Source organism: Henriciella mobilis (assembly GCF_003576285.1).
Classification (GTDB): Bacteria; Pseudomonadota; Alphaproteobacteria; order Caulobacterales; family Hyphomonadaceae; genus Henriciella; species Henriciella mobilis.
Map to the genome: position 1 here is coordinate 663,645 of NZ_QWFX01000016.1, position 10,398 is coordinate 674,042.

The window sequence follows — 10,398 nt, forward strand, 5'->3', positions numbered from 1 at the left end:
AGAATCTCTGTTAACATGGTGGAACCTAGTGGCGTCCTTGGCAGCGGGCAAACCGAATCCCCTTATTCCGGCAGACTTTCTGTTGCGCTGGCGCAGGGCGGCCAGGACTGCCCTATTGCGGCAGCTTGTCGAGCCCGCTCAGCACGGCATCGTCGCGCTGGTAGAAGTCATCGAGGTAACGGATACCGCCCGCGCCGTCGTTCACAGCGGTGAAGTAAAGGATATGCACGGGTATCGGCTGAACGAGGTCCGCCCGCGTTTCCTTGCCTGAGGCGACCGCCTTGTCGATGGCCGCACGGTCCCAGCCCGGCGTGTCCGTGAGCAGCCATTCCGACAGGTCGATCGGGTATTGGGTCCGCAGGCAGCCCGACGAGAACGCCCGCTGGCGCTCGGCAAAGAGGCCCCGCGTCGGCGTGTCGTGCAGGTACACATTGTGCGGATTGGGGAACATGATCTTGACCTGGCCGAGCGCATTCTGGGGCCCCGGGGCCTGGCGCAGCCTGTAGGGGAAGTTCGCGGCCGAGACCGTTTTCCAGTCGATGGTCGCCGGATCGACAATGTGGCCCGAACGGTCCAGCACCTGGAAGCCGAGGCGCGCGACGGCGCCCGGATCCTTCTGGAACAGCGGCAGCTTGTCAGCGCGGGCGAGACTGGCCGGGGTCTCCCACCATGGATTGAACACGATGTATTCGATCCGGTCGGAGAAGACGGGTGTGCGCCGGTAGGTCTTGCCGACAATGGTCAGGTGCGTGCGCTGGGGCTCGCCATGGTCATAGGCCGTGACTTCGAAGGCGGCGACATTGGCGCGCAAATGCTTCTGGCCGAGATCGCCCGGCAGCCAGCGCCAGCGTTCCATATTGACGCGCACCTGTTCGATGCGCTCGGCAACACCGTGATTGAGGGCGCGCAGCGTCGACGCGCCGGCCACGCCGTCCGGATCGAGGCCATGGGCGGCCTGGAAGGTTTCAAGTGCCTCGACCGTGGGGGCGTCCATCTGCTGGGCCATGGCGGCACCGGCTTCCAGCAGGCCGAGCTCGATCAGGCGGGCCTGCAGCTCGCCAATGCGCGGCCCGCTCATGCCGGGCTTCAGGGCCGGACCTTCGCTGACGCGCGTGATCGTCCCGCGCTCCTGCAGGCGCAGCGCGGCCAGCTCGGCCTTCAGGAGGCGATAGCCGGGCTGGATGGGGGCCAGCTGGTCGAGGCTGGTCGGGACGGTTCCGCTTTCCAGCGCATAGGCCAGCACGGCGGCGAGATCGCCCTCGCGGCGCGCGGCGGTCCAGTCGGGCTCGACCGAGACAGGATCGAGCTTGCCATAGAGCATGTGGGCCGCCGCCGACATCCACGCATCGGTGGCGAGACGGTCGCGTTCGGCGAGGTCGGTGCGCGACGCCTCAAGCGCGGCGAGGTGATAATGGGACGGCTCGAGGCCGTGATCGGCCAGGCCTTGGAGGGCACCGATGAGGGCGTCATAGGACGCGTCATTCCAGACCTGCGCGGTCTCGGCGTCATCGATGAACTCTTCGGTGGCAACCGGGGCCAGCATGACCTCGCCGCCCGGCTCGGCCATGGCAGAAGGCGCAAGGGCTGCGGCCAGAAAGGCGCCCGCAAAAAACCGGTGCACGGTTTGGATGGTCATGGCCGGCTCGTGCTCCTCGTCGTCATGTGTGGAGACAGGGTAGAGCGCGCCCGATGGACCGGCAAACTATTCCGGTCAGCGAGGGCCGGTACTTGAGGGCAGGTCGTTGATCGGGCCGACATCGAGCAGCGGCGAGGCCTCGATCTGCTCGGCATCCAGAAGAGAGACAACCCGAAGCAGGGCCGCCACGAGGCTGGCCTGTTCCCACTCGGCAAGATCGCGGAAGCGGGCCCGGAAGGTTTCCTGCAGCAGGTCCGGCGCGTCTTCCAGCATCTTGACGCCGGCATCGGTGATCCGCACCCAGACGCGGCGCCGGTCGGTCTCGCCGCGCTTGCGGTCAACCAGGCCGCGCTCCTGCAGCTTGTCGAGCAGGATGGAAATGGTCGCCTGTTTCAGGTCGACAGCCTTGGCAAGGTTCCCGGTCAGCGTTTCGCCGCGCGTCTTCAGCACCTGCAGGACGAGCAGCTGCGATGCGGTCAGCCCGGTCTTGTGGGCGACTGTGCGGACGTTGCTGGCCGTGGCCTTCAGGATCCGGCGCAACGCAACCAGCGCCGTTTCGGTTTGATCCTGCATATGCTCACTCCACATGTCGGCGTTCACTGAGGACAGGCGGACGGCCTCGAAACCCTCTGATAGTTGGGCCATTTTTAGGCTATTTCCTTTGCGCAATAAAATATTTTTTCATCTAAGCATTATCGGAACAATTAGGGAGACAACGCGTTTCTTCAATAGATCGGATACGCGCGTGTGCGCTATCCACAGGGAATGGCTTGAACCATTCGCGATTCTAATTAAATAGATCGTCAAACAAAATATTGATTGAGAGAGAAAAGAATATGGCATCGACCCAAGCGGCTGAAAAAAGCCGGGAAATGCCTCAAAAGGAGGCAGAGGACCCTTCCAGTCTTCGCATCAGCCCGCCCCTCAGCGAGGATGGCGCAGCGGTGCATGACCTGATTGCGGCCTGTCCGCCTCTGGACACCAATTCTCTTTACATGAACCTGATCCAGACGACGCACTTTGCCGACACGTGCGCGCTCGCGCGCGAGGATGGCGACGTCATTGGCTGGGTTTCGGGACATATCCCGCCGAGGGAACCGGACGTGTTCTTCCTCTGGCAGGTTGCCGTTGGCGAAAAGGCTCGCGGCAAGAAGATTCCCAAACGCCTCGTCGCCGACATCTTCTCGCGCGAAGCGTGCCGGAATGTGAAGTATCTTAAGACGACGATCACACCAGACAATGAAGCGTCCTGGGGTCTTTTCAGAAGTATCGCGCGTTGGCTCGGCGCGCCACTCAATGAAAGCGAGTTTTTCGACAAGGAGCGCCACTTCAAGGGGCGCCACGACAGCGAAATCCTCGTGACAATCGGGCCATTCGAGCTGCCGGCCAGTCTCTAGCACACCTGGCCGCCTCACCCCTGACAAAACCAGACCATCAAGGAGTAGAACGCATGCCGTTCACAGACATCAAGGAAGACATTTTTGAAAGGCGCGAGTCGAAAGTGCGCAGCTATTGCCGCAACTTCGATACGCTTTTCGTAAGGGCCACGGGTTCGGAAATGACCGACGCCGATGGCAAGACCTATATCGATTTTCTCGCCGGCTGTTCGACGCTGAACTACGGCCATAACGATCCGGACATGAAAGCCGCGCTGATCGAGCATATCGAGCGCGACGGCGTTGCCCACGGTCTCGACATGTATACTGACGCCAAGGCCGAATGGCTGAAGGCGTTCGAGCAATACATTCTCGAGCCGCGTGGCATGGACGACTACAAGATCATGATGACCGGCCCGACCGGCACGAATGCCGTCGAAGCCGCCGTGAAGCTGGCCCGCAAGGTGACCGGCCGCACGAATGTCGTCGCCTTCACCAACGGTTTCCACGGCATGACGATGGGCGCCCTGTCGCTCACCGGTAATGCCGGCAAGCGCCGCGGCGCCGGGACCGGCAGCGTCGGCCTGACCGGCACGACCCACCTGCCCTATGACGGCGCCTTCGGCGACGATGTCGACACGCTGGAACAGATCGAGATGATGCTCGACAATCCGTCTTCAGGTGTCGATGCCCCCGCAGCCTTCATCTTCGAGCCCATTCAGGGCGAAGGCGGCCTCAACGCTGCCTCGAAAGAATGGATGCAGGGCATTGCCCGCCTCGCCAAGAAGCTTGGTGCGCTGTTGATCGTCGACGACATCCAGTCGGGCTGCGGCCGCTCGGGCAAGTATTTCGCCTTCGAGGAAGCCGGTATCGAGCCGGACATCATTACCCAGGCGAAGTCGCTTTCGGGTATGGGCCTTCCCTTTGCCTGTGTGCTGCTCAAGAAGGAGCACGACATCTGGAAGCCGGCCGAGCACAACGGCACCTTCCGCGGTAACAACCACGCCTTTGTGACCGCAAAGGTCACGCTGGAGAAGTTCTGGAAGGACGATACGTTCCAGAAGCAAGTCCGCGAAAAGGCCGTCATCCTGACCGAAGGCCTGCAGAAGATCGCTGACATCATTCCCGGCGCGAAACTCAAGGGCCGCGGCATGATGCAGGGCGTTGACGTCGGCACGGGCGATCTCGCCAGCGACATCTGTGCCCGCGCTTTCGAGAAGGGCCTGATCATCGAGACCTCTGGCGCCGACGATGAAGTCGTCAAGGTCCTCGCCCCGCTCACCACGCCCGTCGAGATGTTCCAGAAGGGCCTCGACATCCTGCTCGACAGCGCCCGCGAGGCGGTGTCCAGCAACCAGATGGCAGCGGAGTAAACGATAATGATTGTTCGCGACCTGAATGACATGAAAGGCACGGATCGTGCCGTCTCCGATGCGCAGTGGACGTCCTACCGGATGCTGCTGGCTGGCGACAAGATGGGCTTCAGCTTCCACATCACGGTGCTGGAAGCGGGCTCAGAGCACACCTTTCATTACAAGAACCATTTCGAGAGCGTCTATTGCATGAAGGGCAAGGGGTCGATCACCGACCTCGGCACCGGCGAGACGCATGAAATCCGGCCGGGCGTGATGTACGCGCTGAACCTGCACGACAAGCATATCCTGCGTGCCGAGGAAGAGCTGCACATGGCCTGCTGCTTCAATCCGCCGGTGACCGGTACCGAAGTCCACCAGGCCGACGGCTCCTACGCCGCACCTGAGGATGCCGAAGCCACCAGCTAGACAGCTCCGGCCAGAATGGATGGCCCTGCCGGACTTGCACAATCCGGCAGGCGCCCGTCCGTCCAAACCAGACCACAAGGAAGGGTTCACCCCATGACCCATACTGTTGAGAAGATCGGCGGCACATCGATCGCCAACACCCCTGTTATCCTCGACAATGTCCTGATCGGCGACCGCAAGCCGAAGGACATGTACAACCGCATCGTCGTCGTGTCGGCCTATGCCGGCATGACCAACATGCTGCTGGAGCACAAGAAGTCCGGCAAGCCGGGCGTCTATGCGCTCTTCGCCAGCGCCGAGAACAAGTGGCAGTGGAGCGAAGCGCTCACCGAACTGTCGCAGGCGATGCGCGAGAAGAATCAGGAAATCTTCGGCGACCATCCCGACCGCAAGGTGGCGGACAATTTCGTCCTCGAGCGGATCGAGGGCGTGCGCAACTGCCTGATCGACCTGCACCGCCTGTGCTCCTACGGCCAGTTCCGCCTCGACGAGCACCTGATGACGGTCCGCGAGATGCTGGCGGCCCTCGGTGAGGCGCACTCGGCGCACAACACTTCGCTGCTCCTGCGCCAGAAAGACATCAACTCGGTCTTCGTCGACCTCACCGGCTGGCGCGACGAGGAGAAACTGACCCTGGACGAGCGGATCGAAAGTTCCTTCCGCGGCATCGATTTCTCCAAGGAACTGCCAATCGTGACCGGCTATGCATCCTGCCTGGAAGGCATGGTGAAGCTGTATGACCGTGGCTACACGGAGGTGACGTTCTCGCGCATTGGTGCCCTCACCAAGGCGAAGGAAGCCATCATTCACAAGGAATTCCACCTTTCCAGCGCCGACCCGAAACTGGTTGGCGACGACAAGGTGCGCAAGATCGGCCAGACCAATTACGACGTGGCCGACCAGCTCTCGAATATGGGCATGGAAGCGGTCCACCCGAAAGCGGCCAAGGGCCTGCGCCAGGCGGGTATCCCGCTTCGCGTCAAGAACACGTTCGACCCGGCCGATGCTGGCACGATCATCACCGATGATTTCATGCCGGAAACGCCGCGCGCGGAAATCGTGACGGGTATCCAGAGCCTCTATGCCTTCGAACTGTTCGAACAGGACATGGTCGGCGTGAAAGGCTATGACGCCGAGGCACTGAAGGCGCTGACGCGGCACAAGCTGTGGATCGTGACCAAATGCTCGAATGCCAACACGATCACCCACTATGTCAGCGGACCGCGCAAGGCGATCAACAAGGCTGCGGCTGATCTCGAAGCCTGCTTCGAGAATGCCGAGGTCACGCTGCGCAAGGTGGCCATCGTCTCCGTGATCGGCGCCAATCTGGATGTCGACGGGCTGACCGCCCGCGCCGCGACGGCCATCCATGAAGGCGGCATCAAGCTGCTCGGCCTGCACCAGCTGACCCGCAACACCGACCTCCAGACCATTGTCGCGGAGGAAGACTATGACCAGACGGTCAAGGTGCTGCACAAGGCGCTCGTCGAGACTGGCGACGTCGCCGGTGCCAAATCCGATGCGGATATCGCTGCTGCCGCCTGATGCCCTATTCGGCGCCAGCACATGAAACGACTTCGGACTGGCGGGTAACGCTCGGGCTATACCGCAACGTACTCGCCATTGTCTGCGCCCTGACCGTGCTTCAGGGCGCAACGGCAGCCCTATCCGTGATGATCGCGCTGAGCTTGCAGGCAGCCGGTGCCTCAAACGCTGCCCTTGGTCTGGTGGCGGCTTGTTACGCCGGCGGCTTCCTGACGGGAGCCATCGCCTCACCCAAGCAGATCACACGGATAGGGCACATCCGTTCCTTTTCCTTCTTCGCCGCACTGGCGATCATTGCGACGCTCAGTTTCACACTGGGCGTCAGCATTATTGGCTGGGCGCTGGTCCAGACGGTCATCGGCGCAAGCACGGCGGCCCTGCTGACGGCGGGCGACAGCTGGATCACCGACAGTGCCCCGTCCAACCGGCGCGGCGCCATTCTCGGCTTCTACCATGTGGTGGCAAAGCTCGGCGCGATTGCCGGACCGTTCGCCATCGTCGCCGGGGCCAATGGCCTGGCCGGCTTCATGATGGTGGCCGCCCTGTTCGCGCTGACCATCATGCCGATCACAGCGACGCGGAAAGCGCAGCCCGAAATCTCGACGGGGACGCCCTTCGGGCCGAGCAAGATCCTGAAATACGCACCGGCTGCTGCGTTTGCGGCGCTCTGTGCCGGGGCCGTCAACAATGCCGTGGCCCAGCTCTACCCGGTCTATGCCCAGTCCATCATGCCGGACGGCGCGGCCGGGTTTGCCGCGAACTTCAATGCCGCGCTGCTGGCCGGCGCCATGATCGGCCTGTGGCCAGCGGGCATGATCTCCGACCGGCTCGACCGGCGCACGGTGATTGCCGGGACCGGCGTCATCGCATCTGCGGCCGGCCTCGGGCTTGCGCTGTTCAGCACGGTCGCCTCACCGGCGCTGATCCTGGTCCTCGCCTTCGTCTTCGGCATCGGCGCCCTGTCCTATTATGCCGTCGCGGTCGCGCATGCGGCCGACCGGGCAAGGCCCGACCAGGCGACCTCCATGATGGCGGGCATCCTCGTGATCTGGGGCATCGGTTCGGTTGCCGGACCGCTCATTGCAGGCTTCGTCATGTCGACACCGCTCGGCGCACCCGGCCTGTTCGCCTTTGCAAGCGCCAGCCTTGCGCTACTGGCCGCGACCATGTTTACCCGTACCGTCAACAAGGCGCCCGTTCCCGACGAGGAGAAGGCGCCGTTCAACGCCACCCAGACGACCAGCCTTGCGCTGTCGGAGCTCGACCCCCGGGGCGAGCATGAGACGAACGAGCAGTTCGACCTTTTCCTCGCCTGGATGGCCTCAACAGAGACTGACGAATGATCATTGCAAGCTTCCTGGTAATCCTCGCCATCTTCCTGGTTGTCGGCCTCGCCTCGGCGCGGGTCGCGACCGGCGAACGCAAGGACTACTACATTGCCGGCCAGACCGTTTCGCCATGGCTCACCGGGCTTTCCGCCGTCGCCACGAACAATTCCGGTTACCTGTTCATCGGTGTGATCGGCTACACCTATGCGACGGGCCTGTCGGCTGTCTGGCTGATGTTTGGCTGGATCATTGGTGACTATCTCGGCTCGCTCTTTGTTCACCGGAAACTTCGTCACGCCACGGGTGAGACCGGGGAAGCCTCATTTGCATCCGTCATGTCGCGCTGGCATGGCGAGGAGTTCGCCTATTGGCGCCGGATTGCCGCCATTGTGATGGTGGTATTCCTTGGCGCCTATGCCGCCGCGCAGATTTCGGCTGGCGGCAAGGCGCTGGAAGGCGTGCTGAACCTCGATCCGCGCATCGGCGCGGTGGCGGTAGCGGGCATGATCGTCGCCTATTCCATTGCCGGCGGCATCCGCGCCTCGATCTGGACCGACGCTGTCCAGTCCCTGTCCATGCTGGTCGCGCTCAGCATCCTTTGCGTCGTGGCCTTCTACCATGAAGGCGGCCTCGGCCCGGCTTTTGCCTCGATGATGCCGCTAGATGACGGGCGCTACATGAACCTCTGGCCGGAAAGCGGCGAGCTGGTCGGGACAGGCGCCATGGCGATTGGCTTCTTCATCCTGGGGTGGCTCGCCGCCGGCTTTTCCGTCGTCGGCCAGCCGCACATCATGGTCCGCTTCATGGCGCTGGACGATGAGAAGAACATGCAGCGCACCCGCGCCTGGTACTATGGCTTCTTCATCCTCTTCTACATCCTGGCGGCCGGGCTTGGCCTGCTGTCGCGGCTCTACCTGCCTGAGCTGGCATCTGGCGATACCGAACTTGCCCTGCCGCGCATGGCGCTGCAGCTGCTGCCGGACATCTTTGTCGGCCTGATCCTCGCCGGGATCTTCGCGGCCACCATGTCGACCGCCGACTCCGTCGTGCTGTCCTGTTCGGCTGCGATCACGCACGATTTGACACCCTCACGCATGGAGCATCCGCTGCTGCTGAAAGCGGCGACGGCCGGGACAACGCTGGTCGCGCTCATCCTTGCCCTGTCGGGCAGCCAGAGCGTCTTCAGCCTCGTCATCCTGGCCTGGTCGACCCTGGCGGCGGCCTTTGCGCCCCTGCTCGTGCTCTATGCGCTGGACCGCAAGACCAGCGAACCGGCGGCCATCTTCCTGATGGTCCTCGGCATCGCCATCGCCCTGTTCTGGCGCTACGGCCTCGGCTGGCATGGCGGCATCTATGAAGGCCTGCCGGGTATGGCCATACCGTTCGTGATCGGCTGGTTCCTGTCACGGCCGGCCACGCATGAAGAGATCAAGGCGAGCCCCGTCGAAACACCGGCGGAATAGGTGGTCTGCTCCCTGAAAAGTGGTCCATTATTTGAGTTAGTTCCGGCTTCAGATATGGAGCTGAGACATGGGCAAGAGATCTACGCCTGAAGAGATTATTGCGAAGCTGCGGGAGGTGGAGGTGCGCCTTGCTCGCGGTGAGACGACGGGTCAGGCCGTGCGTTCGATCGGCGTGACGGAGCAGACCTACTACCGGTGGCGCAAGGAGTATGGCGGGCTGCAGGTTGGCCAGGCCAAGCGGATGAAGGAGATCGAGAAGGAGAATGCGCGGCTTCGCCGGGCGATCTCCGATCTGACCCTCGACAACCAGATCCTTCAGGAAGTCATCAAGGGAAAGTTCTAAGCCCTTCACGCAAACGCGAAGCGGTCGATCATGTGGTTGAGACACTCGGCGCAACCGAGCGCCGGGCCTGCCGTGTGATCGGCCAGCACCGTTCCACTCAGCGCAAGCCGCGCGTGCCGCGTCAGGACGAGGATGTGCTGACAGCAGCCATCATCGCCCTGGCGGAACGGTTCGGCCGGTATGGCTACCGCCGGATCACGGCCCTGCTGAGACGGGATGGCTGGCATGTGAACGAGAAGCGCGTCTATCGCATCTGGCGGCGTGAGGGGCTGAAAGTGCCAATGAAACAACCGAAACGTGGACGCCTCTGGCTGAATGACGGTTCGTGCGTAAGACTTCGGCCAGCGCACAAGGGCCATGTCTGGTCATATGACTTCGTGCAGGACCGCACCCATGACGGCAAGGTGTTCCGCATGCTGTGCGTCATAGATGAGTTCACCCGCGAATGTCTCGCCATCCGCGTCGAACGCAAGCTCAACTCGCGTGATGTGCTCGACACGCTGGGCGAGCTGTTCGTGCATCATGGCCCGCCGGAGCATATCCGCTCCGATAATGGCCCCGAGTTCATCGCCACAGCTCTACGGGACTGGCTGGCACGTATCGGCGTGAAGACGCTCTATATCGAACCGGGAAGCCCATGGGAAAACGGATACTGCGAAAGCTTCAACTCCAAGCTCAGGGACGAGTTGCTGGCGAGGGAGATCTTCTATGATCTCAGGGAGGCCAAAGTCCTGATCGAAACCTGGCGGCGGCACTACAACACCGCGCGCCCACACTCTTCTCTGGGCTACCGGCCACCCGCTCCACAAACCATCTTGCCCGCGGCGTTCATACCGCCTTACTGTGACGAGGTAGCGGCATGAACGCCGCTACGTGGAAACCGCCGGACTAACATTACCGGTGGACCACCCCTGTGGGGCAGAGCA

9 protein-coding genes are annotated in these 10,398 nt (G+C 62.6%); 7 read left to right on the plus strand and 2 right to left on the minus strand.

Going from position 1 to position 10,398, the window contains the following annotated elements:
- Positions 1-112: 112 nt before the first annotated feature.
- Positions 113-1,636: a L,D-transpeptidase family protein gene (locus D1223_RS18645; RefSeq protein ID WP_119377840.1), complete on the minus strand. Its 1,524-nt coding sequence runs from the start codon at positions 1,634-1,636 to the stop codon at positions 113-115.
- Positions 1,637-1,711: 75 nt separating this feature from the next.
- Positions 1,712-2,281: a MarR family winged helix-turn-helix transcriptional regulator gene (locus D1223_RS18650; protein WP_119377841.1), complete on the minus strand. Its 570-nt coding sequence runs from the start codon at positions 2,279-2,281 to the stop codon at positions 1,712-1,714.
- A 191-nt stretch (positions 2,282-2,472) separates the two neighbouring features.
- Between D1223_RS18650 and ectA the strand changes: the two genes are divergently transcribed.
- The 7 genes from ectA (at position 2,473) to D1223_RS18685 (ending at position 10,335) form a co-directional block, all read left to right on the plus strand.
- Positions 2,473-3,033 carry a diaminobutyrate acetyltransferase gene (gene ectA, locus D1223_RS18655; RefSeq protein WP_233353232.1) on the plus strand — a complete coding sequence of 187 codons (561 nt, stop codon included), beginning with the start codon at positions 2,473-2,475 and terminating at the stop codon, positions 3,031-3,033.
- Positions 3,034-3,086: 53 nt separating this feature from the next.
- Complete coding sequence (gene ectB / locus D1223_RS18660) at positions 3,087-4,385, plus strand: diaminobutyrate--2-oxoglutarate transaminase (protein ID WP_199288235.1); 1,299 nt, start codon at positions 3,087-3,089, stop codon at positions 4,383-4,385.
- 6 nt (positions 4,386-4,391) lie between these two features.
- Positions 4,392-4,793: an ectoine synthase gene (locus tag D1223_RS18665; RefSeq protein WP_119377842.1), complete on the plus strand. Its 402-nt coding sequence runs from the start codon at positions 4,392-4,394 to the stop codon at positions 4,791-4,793.
- A 93-nt stretch (positions 4,794-4,886) separates the two neighbouring features.
- Positions 4,887-6,338 (plus strand): aspartate kinase, encoded by a 1,452-nt coding sequence (locus D1223_RS18670; RefSeq protein ID WP_119377843.1) that lies wholly within the window; start codon positions 4,887-4,889, stop codon positions 6,336-6,338.
- Positions 6,338-7,681 carry an MFS transporter gene (locus tag D1223_RS18675; RefSeq protein ID WP_233349519.1) on the plus strand — a complete coding sequence of 448 codons (1,344 nt, stop codon included), beginning with the start codon at positions 6,338-6,340 and terminating at the stop codon, positions 7,679-7,681. The genes D1223_RS18670 and D1223_RS18675 overlap by 1 nt, the downstream gene beginning before the upstream one ends.
- Positions 7,678-9,129, plus strand: coding sequence for a sodium/proline symporter (locus D1223_RS18680; RefSeq protein WP_119377844.1), 1,452 nt, complete (start codon positions 7,678-7,680; stop codon positions 9,127-9,129). Before D1223_RS18675 ends, D1223_RS18680 begins: the two co-directional genes overlap by 4 nt.
- A 67-nt stretch (positions 9,130-9,196) precedes the next feature.
- Positions 9,197-10,335 (plus strand): IS3 family transposase gene (locus tag D1223_RS18685; RefSeq protein ID WP_119375279.1). Its coding sequence is split into 2 segments (ribosomal slippage): positions 9,197-9,455 and positions 9,455-10,335, totalling 1,140 coding nucleotides; the frame shifts between segments, so codons are not numbered across the junction.
- The last annotated feature ends 63 nt before the right edge of the window (positions 10,336-10,398 follow it).

Excerpts from the sequence above, each read along its gene's own strand:
- ectA (WP_233353232.1), top strand. The coding sequence starts at position 2,473 with ATGGCATCGACCCAAGCGGCTGAAAAAAGCCGGGAAATGCCTCAAAAG.
- D1223_RS18675 (WP_233349519.1), top strand. The coding sequence starts at position 6,338 with ATGCCCTATTCGGCGCCAGCACATGAAACGACTTCGGACTGGCGGGTA.
- ectB (WP_199288235.1), top strand. The coding sequence starts at position 3,087 with ATGCCGTTCACAGACATCAAGGAAGACATTTTTGAAAGGCGCGAGTCG.
- D1223_RS18670 (WP_119377843.1), top strand. The coding sequence starts at position 4,887 with ATGACCCATACTGTTGAGAAGATCGGCGGCACATCGATCGCCAACACC.
- D1223_RS18680 (WP_119377844.1), top strand. The coding sequence starts at position 7,678 with ATGATCATTGCAAGCTTCCTGGTAATCCTCGCCATCTTCCTGGTTGTC.
- D1223_RS18645 (WP_119377840.1), bottom strand. The coding sequence starts at position 1,636 with ATGACCATCCAAACCGTGCACCGGTTTTTTGCGGGCGCCTTTCTGGCC.
- D1223_RS18665 (WP_119377842.1), top strand. The coding sequence starts at position 4,392 with ATGATTGTTCGCGACCTGAATGACATGAAAGGCACGGATCGTGCCGTC.
- D1223_RS18650 (WP_119377841.1), bottom strand. The coding sequence starts at position 2,281 with ATGGCCCAACTATCAGAGGGTTTCGAGGCCGTCCGCCTGTCCTCAGTG.